This window comes from [Flexibacter] sp. ATCC 35208 (assembly GCF_001975825.1).
Lineage (GTDB): Bacteria > Bacteroidota > Bacteroidia > Chitinophagales > Chitinophagaceae > Chitinophaga.
This window is the reverse complement of sequence record NZ_MTKN01000012.1, coordinates 77,851-92,671: the sequence shown is the minus strand read 5'-3', so window position 1 is coordinate 92,671 and position 14,821 is coordinate 77,851. Positions and strand designations below refer to the sequence as shown.

The following is a 14,821-nucleotide window of genomic DNA, read 5'->3' as shown; positions in this document are numbered from 1 at the left end:
TGATTTATTCTGCTTTCAGACTCTTTACGGGATTTGTCAATGTCGCTTTATATGCATGATAGCCGGTGGTGATCATAGAAATCATAATGACCAGTACACCTGCGCCTGCAAAGATCCACCAATCTATCCCGATCCTGTAGGCATAACCCTGCAGCCATTGGTGCATGGCATACCAGGCGATAGGGCCTGCTATTATAAATGCAATAACTACTAAAACAATAAAGTCTTTTGTCAGCAATTTGATGATCTTCGCAGTAGATGCTCCTAGTATTTTGCGGATGCCGATTTCCTTTATCCTTCCTTCAGCGATATAGCTTGCCAGTCCAAATAACCCCAGGCAGGAGATGAAGATAGTCAGGATGGCAAACAAAGTAGTCAGTCTCGCTGTGCGCTGCATATCCTCGAATTTCTTTGCATGATCTTCATTTACAAAATGATATTCGAAAGGATAGCTGGGGCAATATTTAGCATAGATCTTTTCTATTTGCTGCACCTGTTTTACAACATCAGCAGCAGGCGCCAGTTTGATATTGAGTATACCCAGTTCTGTAAATTTAGGGCCGGTTAAGAGAACAGGTGCCGCATTTTCGTAGGGAGAGTCAAATATGATGTCGCCAAATACGCCAATCACATGGTATTCTCTGTCATTATCTTTCACGATTTCGCCAATCGGGTTTTTGAAGCCCATTATTTTTAACGCAGTTTCATTCAGGAGTACAGCTGATGAGTCAGACGGAAAGTTAACTAAATCAATGTCGCGTCCCTGTATCAATTTCAGTCCAGCTGTTTTCACTAATCCGCCATCTTCTGCTTTTCGCTCGAATATGGTATTATCTTTCTCCGGCTTACCTCTCCAGAATATTCCCCACGTAGAACTATATTGTTGTGTGAGTTTGGCATTGGTAGCGGTGACAGAAGATGCTAACCCGGCTGCTATCAACTCGTTTCTTACTACATCGCGGTTCTTCCATAATTCTGCATTCAATGAATGGTACATGACCAGATCACCTGTGAAACCGGCATTCCGGTTACGCGCATAGTCTAACTGGCGGATTACAATCACCGTAGATATAATCAATATAATAGAGATACAGAATTGCAATACCACTAATACTTTACGTGGACTGACAGCACCTTTCAGCTTTTTGAACGAGCCCCTGAATATACCGGCAGGATTGAAAGAGGAGAGGAAGAATGCAGGGTAACTGCCTGCCAGCATACCTGTAAATAGAATGAAGGCAACCAGTACCGTCCAGAAAAGAATACTATTATAAGGTAGTGTAAGTTCCTGGTTGATCAGGTGATTGAAGGCTGGTAATATGATGAAGACAAGTATGATGGATAGTATGCCGGCGATGGTGGTGAGCAGAATAGATTCTATGAGGAACTGACTGATCAGTGATTTTTTCATAGCGCCAACTACTTTCCGGATACCGACTTCTTTCGCACGTTTTTCACTACGTGCAGTACTAAGGTTCATGAAATTGATGCAGGCGATCAGGAGTATGAAAATGGCAATGAAGCCGAACATTCTTACAATTTCAATACGACCGCCAGCGATTTTCCCATCTTCAAATTTGGAATATAAGTGCCACTTACTCATGGGATGGAGGAACACATCAATGGGCATTTCTCCATTGGAGTGTTTTCTGGTTACATCCTTAATACGGGCATCCATGGTAGCTTCAGCTACGTTGGGTGCCAGCTGAACAAAAGTATATATGCTGTTATCACCCCAGTACTGGCCATCGTATCCTTTGGCTTTCAGGTAGAACCAGGACAGGAGGTATTCAAAATCAAATGTGCTGTTGATAGGCAGGTCTTTTAGTACCCCGGTTATTTTGAAATTTTGACCGTCAATACCAATCATTTTGTCGATGACGTCGGTGGTACCAAACATTTTCTTCGCCATCTTTTCTGTTACCACCATCACATACGGATCACTCAGCAAGGTGTTGATGTTCCCTTTCAGTAAAGGAAAGGTGAACATATTCAGGAAGGTCGTATCTACAAACATGCCCTTTGAAGAAATCTTTTTTTCACCTGCTACTGTTACAAATGTAGTATAAGAAGTACGGCAGGTATTTGCAATACCCGGATAATCCTGTTTGAGTGCAGCAGCCAGTGGTTTGGGAGTCGCATTCCAGCAGAATAGTTTACCGTCAAGGGTAGTGCGGTTATAGGCCTGGTAGATGGTAGCGCGGTTCTGATGAAACTTGTCAAATGTTACTTCATTGTAGATCCACAGGCAGATGAGCATGCAACAGGACATTCCCATTACAAGGCCGGTGATATTAATAAAGGAGAACGTCTTTGTTCTTACCAGATTTCTAAATGCAATTTTGAAGTAATTTTTGAACATGCTAAATTATTCAGTCTGTACGGTTCGCTTCAAAGGCAATGCCGGATCATAAATTGCTAAAAATCAGATAATTATTTCCATAGTTTGCAGGGGATTTGTCCGGTTGCGGACAAATACTGTACAATAATGATACATATTTTTATATTTTAGAGTCATGTTGTACCCACGTTTGAGAACGCTATTGATATGCCTATTGGTGAAGGTTGGGGGGCAGGAAGATATTGATTATGCAAAATCGAAAATTGCAGAATTGAAGTAACAAAAAGGCCACGCAATTTGCGTGGCCTTTTTGTTTATTGCTTTACTATCTTTTTAATAGTTCTTTGATCACCCTGTTGGATCATGATGAAATATACGCCGGCAGGTAGTTTGGCGATATTCATATTATAGACCCTGTCAGTAGTGGTCACGGTGCGATACTTCGTACCACTCATGTCGCCCATACTGATATAGGTTTTTTGTTCACTTGCAGGCAATGTGATAGTTAAGTGATCGTGAGCAGGAACAGGGTATAAAATAATATCCTGCAACTTACTGTTGGTCGCCACTGTTTTTAGTGCGCTGCTGCTGCCACTATACACTTCCAGTTCATATAATGAATAGCCATAGGCAGAGCCACGGGCAGTACCGTAAATGCGTACATATCTGCCGGTAGCAGATAAGCCGGTGTGATCGTTGGTTAAACTGGTATTTCCTGCAACTGTTTTTACCGTGGTCCAGTTGGTATTATCAGCAGATACCTGTACAAGGTAGTCTTTTGCATAAGCGGCTTCCCAGATCAGTTTTACTTCACCAATGGAATAGCTGCTGCCCAGGTCTACCTTGATCCATTGTGGATCAGCATAGAGGGTAGAAGACCAGCGGGTAGCCGTATTGCCATCTACTGCATAATTGCCTTCCAGGCCAGTGGCTTCTACAGAAGAGGTAGAGGTTGTTTTGTTCAATGCCAGGTTAGGATTGTTAGCATTTGTTCCATATACTTCCAGCTCATATAATGAATAGCCATAGGCAGAACCACGGGCAGTACCATAGATACGTACATATCTGCCGGTGGCGGATAAACCGGTGTGATCGTTGGTTAAACTGGTATTTCCTGCAACTGTTTTTACCGTGGTCCAATTGGTATTATCAGCAGATACCTGTACAAGGTAATCTTTTGCATAAGCCGCTTCCCAGGTCAGTTTTACTTCAGAAACAATGTAGGAGCTACCCAGGTCTACAGTGATCCACTGCGGATCAGCATAGAGGGTAGAAGACCAGCGGGTGGTGTAACTACCATCCACAGCGTTGGAACCAACGAGGGAGGTAGTAGAACTTTCAGTAGAGGATACGGTCACAGTTTTGCCGAGTGCGATATTCGTACCATTGTTGGTGGATCCGAAATCATCCGCAGTACGCATGTTATTACGGATAAAAACACCGGCCTCTTTGAGTTGGCTGGTGGTCCAGGTGTTACCAGAACAGGTGCCACTGTTCCATACAGCGCCACTATAAGGGTTGTCGCTGAAGTTCCAGTTCGTCCAGCTGATTTTTTTGCTTTTGCACAGATCCATATAACGTTGACTCATGGTGAGGTCATTGGCGCCATCGCCGGAGGCTTCCTGTGTACCGAATTCGGTCACGAAAACCGGCAGGCGGTCAGATGCCCAGTCCAGGTGATTGATGTAATAATCCTGGTGGCTTTTTGCATAGAAGTGAAAGCTATACATCACATTTGCATAGCTGAGTGGATTGTCGAGGATCTCCTGGGCCGTACTGCCTTCTGAGAGACCTAATGAAGACCATCCTCTGGTTCCTACGCAAATGACAGCGTCATTGTCGATGCCTCTGATGAGTGGAATGATCTGATCAGCGTAGTTCTTGATGGTAGCCCAGGTCACGCCGTTTGGTTCATTGCATATTTCATACAAAACGTTGTTGTAGTTTTTGTAGGTGTTGGCAATATCGGTGAAGAAGGTTTTGGCTCTGTCGGTGTTGTAATTTGGATCACCGGGAGTCAGGATGTGGAAGTCGATGAGGGCGTAAAGGCCACGGGCAGTGACTTTGTCTACATAGCTCTTAACGAGGGAGGTGTAGTAGGAGGGATTGGTTTCGTAACCACCTTCCTGTACGTACATGGCGATGCGTACGATGTCTGCTCCCCAGTCGCTTTTGAGGGTATCCAGGGAGGCGTCGGTAATACAGCCTGCGTACCATTGGATACCGTGGGTGCTCATGCCTCTGAGTTGAATAGGGTAACCGTTCTGGTTACAGAGTTTGGTGCCGGTTACTTTCAACTGGCCATTGAGTGATACGGGTGTTTGTGCGTAGGTGAAAGCTGCGAGGAGCAGGTTAACCAATAAGATGATTGTTCTTTTCATTTAGGTTATTTTGATGGATAAGGGATATCTATTATGGTTTTTAATGATATGGGAAGAAAAAACCTATATAGGATATGCCTTGGTACAGTGTTTATGAGGCTTTTAATTGATAGGGAAAGAAAAAGCCGCATTGGTTTATCGGGTCAAATATAGAAAAATTTTGATAGGGGAGAAGGGTTGGGAGGATAAAGTATGTAAGTGTTTGATTCTATTAAGGATAGAAGGGGATGAGGGTGTGCAATAGAAAAGATTCATAAATAATATAAAAGGTGAGCAGCATGCTCACCTTTTATATTATTCTTCATCATCGCCGATGAATTTTACACCCCATTTCTTTTCATTATAATCTCTGCGGGAATCGAGATACGCACATAACTGTCTCATATCCCCATTAAACCGGTCATGCATCTGCTCCCGGATTTTTCTTACTTCGCCTACGCAGTCGTAGCCGGGTATAATTTTTGGTTTCATAATGTTATGGATTTAAAATTTCCTGAGGAGTTCGAATTTTAATATTTCTATACCCCATTTTTTGATTGATATAATTAAAAAGTTCAATCTTCTCTTTATTTACAATGTGCTTAAAATTCCAGCTAGCCAGTATATCTGCACCATGCAACGTAGCCATTGCCACATGATAAGCATCACTTAAACTCTTGTACCCTAATGCGCCTGCTTCAACGTACATCATACCTAATTGTTCTGCTTTAACAGTTTGTTTAACTTCTACCTTAAATAGTTTTGGCACTTTGGTGACCTGTTTTTTTACCTCTTCTCTGGCGTCATTCAATTCCTCCCTTACCAATTCTGAAATCATCATCTTCTTCTTCCCCCTCTTAAACTCATTAAATAACCCCAGAATTGAATCCGAAAATTCATTCTCAAAACACCCCCCAAACACAGAGGTGTCTACATAAACTGTATTCATAAAATTATGGTTTTTTTTCTGGGCAACAAACCATCAAATTCCCCGTGGAGAAGGGAATGAGCATGATATTCACAAATTTGTGGGTAACAAACTCAATATTGTAAACGTATGTCCTTTAATGATAGATCTACTATTAATTTACGAAAAAATGATTTAAAAAAATATAGGTATCACCTTCAAAAAATTTTCTACCCTCCCCTTTAATTGCTTCACCGCCTTATACACCTGCTGCTTAACCGTTTTATCAGAAATATTCAACAACTCTCCAATAGACTTATGCGACAACTCCTGTTCACGACTCATCAAAAATATTTCTCTCATCTTAGGCGGCATCGCCTCAATCTCTCTTTCTATCACCGCCGCCAGTTCTTTTTCGCGCAGTAGCTCATCGGCGGTATAACCGCCTGCTTCCATATAAGTTCGAATACTATCCAGGTATTTGTCTACGACCTTCTGGTGTGTAAGATGATTTAATATCCGGTTACGAACGCTGGCATATAAATAACCTGAAAGTGATTTTGCCCCTGCTGCCCCGGCTCTTTTTGTCCAAAGCATGAGAAACACCTCTTGGATCACATCCTCCGCCTCAGCCCGGTCTTCCAGCATATTATAGGCATGCCTGAACAGTATTTCACTATATCTCTCATAAATGACGGTATAGCTCGCCTGGCTCCCCGCCGAAAGTAGCTGCAGCAATTGATGGTCTGGTAATAATTCTAGTTCAATATCAGGTTTTGCCAAGCTGGTAGTGTTAAATGAACAAGGTCGAAAGAAAAGTATAAAAAATAACTAAATAAAAAAAGGTGTATCATAGATTAATATGATACACCTGTGAAATAGGGAAAAATAGGAGGATAAACTAATGTATATATTCTGCCAGTTTGCTGGTCAGTTCCGGACCTCTCAGGTTCTGGGCTATGATTTTGCCTTCAGGGTCAATGAGGTAATTCTGCGGTACAGCACGAATGCCATACAATACAGCCACCTCGTTCTGCCAGCCTTTCAGATCGGAAACATGCACCCATGGCAGGCCATCCGTCTCAATCGCTTTGATCCAGGCATTCCGGGTTTGCTTATCATCCAGTGAAACTGCCAGCACTTCCATGCCTTTTTCTTTGAATACCCCATAAGCCTTTTTCAGATTGGGATTTTCCTCCCTGCACGGGTGGCACCAGCTGGCCCAGAAGTCTACCAGTACATACTTTCCCCTGTAGTCGGAGAGTTTGATGAGCTTACCGTTTACATCAGGCTGCTCAAATTCAGGGGCAGCAAGCCCAACCTGAATTGTGTGAGTGGCTACTATGCGGGATTTCATCTCCTTGCCTGGAGTAGTGGTACGTACTTTTTCACTCAGGCCGTTATATAAAGTCTCTACTTCACTCATAGGGGCTCTGTTCGCTACATCTGTCAGCGCAACGATGGAAAAGTAAGAATCAGGATGAGCGCTTATGAATTTTCTCTCTTTCTCACGCATGGCAGCAAATTTGCTGTCGTATTTTTTGCGAATGGCGGGAATCGCTCCTGTATCTGCTGTACTCATCTCCTGATTGGCAGAATCGATAATATTCATAAACCCTCCACCTATTTGTGACAGAAATGCGGCATATGCCTTTTGGGTGGGTGACCCGGTTACCGTTGCTTTTTTAAGAGAATCCTTTACCGCCACTTTGTATGTTTCATTCGTCAGGTAAAAATAGAACCGGTCTCCTATATTTAATACCCAATAGCTCCCCTTGTTTTCATGGTCAAATACCATGCGGGCATAAGACAATTCCTTCACACTACCCTTAAATGCAAACTGCCCATCTTTTACGGCAGTGGAATCCATCAATAATTTGCCTTCGGATTGGTAATTCAGATATACCTTACACCCATTTTTAGCGACAGGCGCTGTTCCCTGAATATTGAAGGTCTTTTGTTGTGCTACGCCTATTACTGGTAGCAACAAGAATAATATGAATTTATGCATAGTGAATGATTTTAAAAGTTATGGACGCCATGCGATATCGACTGGCTTTCCGGGAATTCCTGTAATTGTTTTTGTCAGCACCCCATATTTACCTGTGCTGATATCCATATAATAGAGTGAGTTGCCAGCTCCTGCAATGAGCGTATCCTGATCGTCGGAGAGCTTGATCATGCTTACTGTGTTTTCACCGAATGAAGTTTCCAATGCACGTACTTCCTGATTTAAAGGATTATATCGATACACCTTTTCTCCTGATGCGATATAAAGTACCCCATTGATTGCGGCCTGCCATTTGGTATCTTCATTGATCAGGCTTTGCTGGATGAAAGCGCGCTTTTGAACCGGCGTAAAGGTGTAAGGACTATTCGTGAAACTTACGGTGAACTTTAATTCGTATACTATGCCATCAGCACCTTTAAGATAGGCATAGCAATCCCCGCTATTTATCTGCTCCATATGTATCAGTGACAGGCCTACATTCGTAGGATCAAAAGCCGTCGTACTGGTAGTCGTATACTGCGTGCCATAATAATAAGGCGTGCCGCTGATGCGTACAAACTGTTGCTTATCCTTGTCAAAGCCTATATAAGAATAAGACCCATTGATCAGGGTAGAAATAAAGGAAGGCGCCAGATTATAAGTGCCGGCAGCATAATCACCGAACATCCCGAAGGAGGTTGCCTGATTCCACGTAGTGGTATAACCTGAATAGAACTTGTCATTCACAACACCCACCAGACTACCCCTGTTACCCTGCTGGAAAGATCCCACTACAATACTATCCGGTGCAGAAAAGAAATTACCTGCCAATGTATTCGGATAAGTCGGATCATCCTGCAGACTACTTACATTCAGTCGGACACCACCATTTTTACATATGATCCAGTAACCCAGCGCCATATCTCCCTGCACCTGGTCTTTCATATAATACAACTGCAATGGATCCGGTGGCAGACTATGCCCATTCACGGTTTCATAGATATTGGGTTTTACTTCTCCACCAGTTGTAATGAATGAGAGTTTCGATACACCATTATCTACACTCAGCACTGTCGTACCAGCAGTGAAATCCGTCACCCCCTGTATCTGGAATGCATAAAAATACCTGATACCATTGTTCTTGTCGTACACAGAAAGCCGGGCCGAATATAAATTGGCCTGTAAACCAAAGAGCATACGCATGGAAGAACCTGTGAAATACAGGAAACCTGTTTCACTCTCCGGGGCACTGATCCGCCATTCCAGCACCAGCGAATCACTATTGCCAATGGTTACCTTTGGTGTGATGATAAGACTATCGCCCACTACTGCATTGTAGATAGAATCCAACCCACTGACCGTAGGTGTAAGCGGCATATTTATATCATAATTGCCTTTGTCCTTATAACACGCTGTCAGGAGCAAAAAACATATTATTGCTGTCAGATGATTTTTCATATTAATTGACCTCCTTGCCGTTTTCGTCAATGAAATAATATTTACCAGCCGCTGCATTCCAGCGCAGCAATATCTTCCTCGCAGGATTCTCTATGCTATAGAAATAGTAGTCATCTCCACTGGCTTCCAATACATATCCTTTAGTCGGATTATTAGCTACCCATTTGAAAGGATCATTCAGCATAGCCGTGAGCAGATTGACCAGGTAGAGATTGCGGGGTGCATCAAGACCGTTGGTGGTAAGAGTGGTCACACCTGATACGATCAGGAAGAGCTGATGTTTGGTACGGGAATAGTAACTACCCAGCCACATATCCCACCAGTTTGGCTTTTCGAGCATAGCGGAGAAGACGATCTTCGCTTTCAGGAGATTACTGCCATCATCGGCAGTCGGGATCTCAATGCCGAGATCATTGGTAGCTTTTAGCTTGATCATTAAAGAGACCGATTCACTTTCCAGATCAGATACATTGTAGATGATTACTGGAATGGATGCCCTGCCTGTATCTGCACGAAGTGTGTAAGTGGATTTCAAAGGTTCATAATGTACACCTGCCTGTGCTGTAGAGGAATCTGTTTCTACATAGGCACTGTATGTTCTGTCCTGATTGACCTGAATACCTGCCAACTGCACGGGCAACCAGATCGTATCCTGCGAAAGGGTAGGTGTATAGGCAAAAGTATATACAATGCTATCCTTATCCCCGCTGCTCAGATCGAAATGGATATTGGCTGCATGATCATAGTGTAGTTCTTCTGCTTTCTTACATGCTGCAAATAGACACATCAGCAGGATGATATATATCGCTTTCATGGTGTCGTCTTTTTTATCTTCCGCCATAAAGAATCTCATCGTTTGGAAGTGGTAATACAAATATTTTGTCTGATGCAGGAATGCTGCTACCGTTCTGGCTCGCAATGTCGTGGTTCAATCTTTTGTACATGTAAAAGATCTGTCCTTCCGCATACCATTCTTTGCGGCCATCTTTCAATAACGCTGTATTCAGATCTCCTGTGACAGGGCTGCCAATGCCCCTGTGGGTGCGTACTGTATTGAGATAATCAGCATTAGAAGTACACTCTGCTGCGATGTAGTACATCTCACTCAGCCGTATGGCCGGTGCCATCATGTAATGCAGGTTCGCATCAGTGGCTGTATTGTCTGTATTATGGAGATACTTGGTAATGTTCAGTGTATTGGAAGTTGCACCACTGCTGGACACAAACCACTCTTTATAACGAAGATCATCCGCACCTGCGCCACCGGTTTCGTAGATGGTTTGACCTGCATTTTCAGAGAGATGTATACCACTGGTGCTACTCAGGAAAAAGGAATTCTTGTAGGTCGTGGCCATTGAAGGAATGTACCAGCCGAACACCAGTTCCTTATAAAGGATACGATCTTTTTTATCATCATCTACGGCCAGAAAATCAGTGTTGTTTGTCCAGGGAAATTTATTAGAGTTGATCACTTCCAGTGCATTCGTAAGTGCATTGGTTTTATCATTCTTATAAAGGTATACCCTGGCCAGTGTACCGCATACCGCATAGTAGTTCAACCGGTGACGGCGGTCCTGCAGAAATAGTTCCGGATTGCTTTCTTCCGTATTCAGGGTCGTATCACTTTCAGTAGGATAGCCTACTATATATGCCTTGCTGATAATGGGATCTATAGCCAGCAAATCCTTTGCACGCTTCAGGTCGTCGATGGCAGAGTCCAGTACAGCACCTACTGTAGACATAGGTGTGATATCCTTTGAATATTTGGTGACGTAAGGAATACCTGTAGCTGAAGTCGTGACAGGCGCAAACAGGCGCAACAGATCAAAGTGAATATAAGCTCTGAGTGCGAGTGCTTCCCCTTTAATCAATGCATAGTTATTACCAGTAAATATCTTTTGTTTACTATCGATATTGGCCAGCAGCAGATTGCAGTTGGCAATGGCATTGTACAACCCCTGCCAGATATTGTCTTTCCTGCTGATGAAGTCAGCATCTGTGTAAATGTAGTTGCTGGTCTTCAGATAATAATACGCATCATTGTCTGTAAGGGTATAGTTTTGCGCCAGTACTTCCGGCGTGCCTACAGTGAGTTCTTTGCCATAAAGAGATTCCTGTGAGCATTTGGTATACACCCCGATCAGTGCCTCCTGAAAACCTTCTTCTGTTGAATATAAAACCTCGTCAGAGATCTCACTTTCCGGTTGTATATCCAGCCATTTTTTACAGGAGGTAAATGTAAGGGCCAGTATTAATGTTGTTATTAGTAGTCGCATGATAATCAGAATTGGGCTTGTAATGAAAAGGTGATGCTACGCGCAAAGGGATAGTCAATCCCTCTTTCCTGCTCTACTGATGACCAGCGCAAAATGTCATTGGCCGTCATTCCCAGTCGTACCATTTTTTTTACTACACGCAGGTCATAAGAGCAATAGATAGATTGCAGAGACAGTACGTTGTTTGGCTGAATAAAACGGGAGGATACCTGTGTCTGTCCCCAGTCTGAAATACTTTTGTAAAATGTTTTATCTCCCGGTTGCTTCCATTTCTCTGCAAATACACGACTGTCTACATTGTACCGGGGATTGGCATTTTCTACCCTGTCTACCAGTGTCTGGTTGTACATGTCTCCACCGAACTCTGTCTGGAAGTTGATACTCATCATGAATTTCTTATAATGAAATGAACCACCAAATGAACCTTGTGCAAATGGGGTGGCATCGCCAACTACCCTTACATCACGGGCATCCCATTGGTAGGTAAGTGTACCATCCTGTTTTACAAATATCTCTTTCCCATTTTCCGGGTCAATACCCAGTGAGCGTACAGCATAGATCGCATCATATGATTGCCCCTCTTTGTAACGGAGCAATGGTACCCCTTTATAATTGCTGTTATTCTCCTGTTCCTGGTTAACTTTGTTGTTATAGGCTTCCAGTGAATTGGAAATGCGGACGATCTTGTTGGTATTGTGTACAAGGTTAGCATAGACATTTATACCCCAATTCCTGTTTTGTACCACCACAGCCCGCATACTGAGTTCAATCCCTTTATTCTCCATGTCTCCCAGGTTTTCTTTGTAGGAACTAAAACCTGTTGAAGGAGCGATACTGATATCCGCCAATAGGTCCTTTGTAAGTTTATAGTACACACGGGGAGAAAGGAAGATCCTGTCATTGAAGAGACCGAGATCGAAGCCGAAATCTGTGCTGCGTGTTTTTTGCCATCCCAGGTTTTTATTGCCGTAATTATCAACGGTAGCGCCTATGCCGGAGGAGTACCAGTTATCCTGATCATATGTATAGGTTGTGCGGGAGAGATAAGGACTGAATTGCACAGAGCCGGTAAGACCTGTTGTAAAACGAAGCCTTAACTGGCTGATAGCAGGATTGCTGAACCAGGCTTCCTTATGCAGGTTCCAGCCTACACCCAAAGACCAGAAAGGTGCCAGTCTGTTGTCCGTACCAAATTTAGAAGAACCGTCTGTACGCACAGTGGCATCCATCAGGTACCTGTCTTTATAAGAGTAGTTCGTACTGATAAAGTCGCCAAACAATCTTGACCTTTCTATATTGCTACTGGGGTGGGCACCTTCTGCATACCCTTTGGCAAAACCTACGCTGGTAAAACGATCATTGGGAAAGCCTATCGCCGTAAAAGAAGAATAGTCGGAAAATTCAGTTCTGATATTCGCACCTGCTACAAGGTTGATGCTATGTTCGCGGATTTGCTTTACATAGTTCAGGCGAATGTTTCCATCCCAATAAGTTTCTTTTGTTTTACTACTGGTATAAGAACCTTTCTGATCCGTCTCAGAGGCCGCATAGAAATAAAATTCATTGGCCAGCGGGGAGAGAAAATTATCGCCATTGGTTTGTCTGTTCGTAAAACTCATCTGACCACGTACGCGAAGTCCTTTGGCAATTTCAAACTCCGCAGCAAAGTTGTCAATGATCTCGTTATAGTTGTTATTATTAAAACTGCTAAGGGTGGAGTTGTACAATGGATTCAGCACATAATCATATTGGTAAGCGCCTCCTGTACCATTGCGGTCACTCCATGTTTCCAGTTCACGGAGCATATTCCCGTTATCATCTGTAATGCGGTAGTAAGGGTTGGTTTTTACATAATCTGAGAAACTGCCATAGGGAGATTCTTTTGCCTTTACCTGTGTAATGGTCAGCTCATTCTGGAATTTAATTCTATTGCTGAGGTTATAGCTAAAATTCATGCCGCCGGAATACTGATCACGGGAAGAGCCTTTCATCACACCGGGTCTGGTTTGATAGCGAAGGTCGATGCCATACCTGAAATTCTCGGCACCACCCTGCAGGTATACCCCATGCTTCTGGCCAACGGCCGTGCGCAGTGGTTGTGAGAGCCAATAGGTATTCACACCGCCGACTACATTTTTCAATTTCTCGTAATACAAAACATCCAGGTTATCCTGTGGCACTTTTTGCTGACCGGCATCGTACACGCCTGCCAGCTGTTCGTACTGTAGTTTTTGTGTCGCATTCAATACATGATAATCTGTAAGGTCCGGACTATTGATATTGGTTTCATGATTATAAGTAACCTGCAATTTCCCATTGGCAGGTACTTTGGTCGTAATGACCAATACCCCGTTTGCCGCGCGGGAACCATAGATGGCGGTAGCTGCCGCATCTTTCAGCAACGTAACGGAGGCAATGCGGTTCATATCAAGATCAAATACTTTTTCGAGACTCACTTCGTAACCATCCAGGATGAAGGCCGGCAGGTTCACAGAGCTGGTGATGTTATCCCTTCTGAGTATGCCATCGCTACCGGTGGGCAGGGCAGATGATCCTCTTACATTGATCACTGGCAGACTATTCGGATTAGAACCATTGAAATTGTTGTTGAGTATTTTAAAGGAAGGATCTACCATCTGCATACCCTGCAACAGATTTTGCGGACTCAGTTCTTTCAGCTTTTCACCACTTACCACCACAGCAGTACCTGTGTAGTTGTCGCGATGTATTTCCTGATAACCGTTCACCACTACTTCATTCAGACCGATTTTGGCATCTTCGAGTACGACATTGAGTTTGCCGTTTTTAGCCTGTCCCGCTTTATATACAGCAGGTTGGTAACCAATAAAACTAAAGGAGATGGGGGCATCCTCATTAGTGATCTTAATTTTAAATTCTCCATCATTGCTAGTCTGGTATACTTCATTCTGTACCCTGATGCTTACACGGGGCAGGGGTTCACTGAGCCGGTTTCGTACCGTACCGGTTATTTCCCGCACAGTATCCTGTACATTGGATGGGGTCGTGGCCCTGATCACGACTGTTTTGTCTACAATATGCCAGTTGAGCGGCATGCCTTTTAAAAGTTGTCCCAAAGCTGTTTCCAGGCTTACATTTTTGAATGCTACATCTACTTTTCCAAGTTTGCGGATGTCCTTGTTATTGTAAAAAAAAGTATAGCCTGTCTGATTGCTGAGTTGATCAAACGCCTGATCGAGAGGAATGTTTTTGGCTGAGATAGTGACCTGTGCATAGGACTGAATACTTACAAAAATGAGTACCAGGATTACTGAAATGCTGGTACACAGCGATTTCCGGCTAATAAAGATTTTAGCCCCAAGATTAAAATGCATACTTTTGGTTGATTTTAATAAAAGCATAGCCAGTTGCTATCCGGCCCATCGACATGCGGGATAGCAAGGCATTGTTTTCTGCTGGTAAGTGTTGCTTCACTTACCAGCTTTTCCTTCGTTGTGGTACGCGAGAAAT

General features: G+C 43.3%; 10 protein-coding genes. All 10 read right to left on the bottom strand.

Annotation, left to right across the window (positions count from 1 at the left end):
* Nucleotides 1–4: 4 nt before the first annotated feature.
* A complete protein-coding gene (locus tag BW716_RS09760) occupies nucleotides 5–2,362 on the bottom strand; it encodes an ABC transporter permease (protein WP_083722348.1) in 2,358 nt (785 codons plus the stop codon).
* Nucleotides 2,363–2,655: 293 nt separating this feature from the next.
* Nucleotides 2,656–4,722, bottom strand: a complete 2,067-nt coding sequence (locus BW716_RS09755) for a cellulase family glycosylhydrolase (RefSeq protein ID WP_083722347.1) — start codon at nucleotides 4,720–4,722, stop codon at nucleotides 2,656–2,658.
* 294 nt (nucleotides 4,723–5,016) lie between these two features.
* Nucleotides 5,017–5,193 carry a hypothetical protein gene (locus BW716_RS36700; RefSeq protein ID WP_179091067.1) on the bottom strand — a complete coding sequence of 59 codons (177 nt, stop codon included), beginning with the start codon at nucleotides 5,191–5,193 and terminating at the stop codon, nucleotides 5,017–5,019.
* 4 nt (nucleotides 5,194–5,197) lie between these two features.
* Nucleotides 5,198–5,650, bottom strand: a complete 453-nt coding sequence (locus tag BW716_RS09750) for a hypothetical protein (RefSeq protein ID WP_083722346.1) — start codon at nucleotides 5,648–5,650, stop codon at nucleotides 5,198–5,200.
* Between the two features lie 153 nt (nucleotides 5,651–5,803).
* Nucleotides 5,804–6,391: an RNA polymerase sigma factor gene (locus tag BW716_RS09745; protein WP_220388737.1), complete on the bottom strand. Its 588-nt coding sequence runs from the start codon at nucleotides 6,389–6,391 to the stop codon at nucleotides 5,804–5,806.
* A gap of 118 nt (nucleotides 6,392–6,509) precedes the next feature.
* Nucleotides 6,510–7,619 (bottom strand): TlpA disulfide reductase family protein, encoded by a 1,110-nt coding sequence (locus BW716_RS09740; protein ID WP_083722345.1) that lies wholly within the window; start codon nucleotides 7,617–7,619, stop codon nucleotides 6,510–6,512.
* Nucleotides 7,620–7,637: 18 nt separating this feature from the next.
* Complete coding sequence (locus tag BW716_RS09735; RefSeq protein ID WP_179091066.1) at nucleotides 7,638–9,056, bottom strand: PKD-like family lipoprotein; 1,419 nt, start codon at nucleotides 9,054–9,056, stop codon at nucleotides 7,638–7,640.
* A 1-nt stretch (nucleotide 9,057) separates the two neighbouring features.
* A complete protein-coding gene (locus BW716_RS09730) occupies nucleotides 9,058–9,897 on the bottom strand; it encodes a DUF4843 domain-containing protein (RefSeq protein ID WP_179091065.1) in 840 nt (279 codons plus the stop codon).
* Complete coding sequence (locus BW716_RS09725; RefSeq protein WP_083722342.1) at nucleotides 9,884–11,332, bottom strand: RagB/SusD family nutrient uptake outer membrane protein; 1,449 nt, start codon at nucleotides 11,330–11,332, stop codon at nucleotides 9,884–9,886. Before BW716_RS09725 ends, BW716_RS09730 begins: the two co-directional genes overlap by 14 nt.
* Before the next feature lie 5 nt (nucleotides 11,333–11,337).
* Nucleotides 11,338–14,685: a SusC/RagA family TonB-linked outer membrane protein gene (locus tag BW716_RS09720; protein ID WP_083722341.1), complete on the bottom strand. Its 3,348-nt coding sequence runs from the start codon at nucleotides 14,683–14,685 to the stop codon at nucleotides 11,338–11,340.
* Nucleotides 14,686–14,821: the final 136 nt, after the last annotated feature.

Excerpts from the sequence above, each read along its gene's own strand:
- BW716_RS09760 (WP_083722348.1), bottom strand. The coding sequence starts at position 2,362 with ATGTTCAAAAATTACTTCAAAATTGCATTTAGAAATCTGGTAAGAACA.
- BW716_RS09740 (WP_083722345.1), bottom strand. The coding sequence starts at position 7,619 with ATGCATAAATTCATATTATTCTTGTTGCTACCAGTAATAGGCGTAGCA.
- BW716_RS09725 (WP_083722342.1), bottom strand. The coding sequence starts at position 11,332 with ATGCGACTACTAATAACAACATTAATACTGGCCCTTACATTTACCTCC.
- BW716_RS09720 (WP_083722341.1), bottom strand. The coding sequence starts at position 14,685 with ATGCATTTTAATCTTGGGGCTAAAATCTTTATTAGCCGGAAATCGCTG.
- BW716_RS09755 (WP_083722347.1), bottom strand. The coding sequence starts at position 4,722 with ATGAAAAGAACAATCATCTTATTGGTTAACCTGCTCCTCGCAGCTTTC.
- BW716_RS09735 (WP_179091066.1), bottom strand. The coding sequence starts at position 9,056 with ATGAAAAATCATCTGACAGCAATAATATGTTTTTTGCTCCTGACAGCG.
- BW716_RS36700 (WP_179091067.1), bottom strand. The coding sequence starts at position 5,193 with ATGAAACCAAAAATTATACCCGGCTACGACTGCGTAGGCGAAGTAAGA.
- BW716_RS09730 (WP_179091065.1), bottom strand. The coding sequence starts at position 9,897 with ATGGCGGAAGATAAAAAAGACGACACCATGAAAGCGATATATATCATC.
- BW716_RS09750 (WP_083722346.1), bottom strand. The coding sequence starts at position 5,650 with ATGAATACAGTTTATGTAGACACCTCTGTGTTTGGGGGGTGTTTTGAG.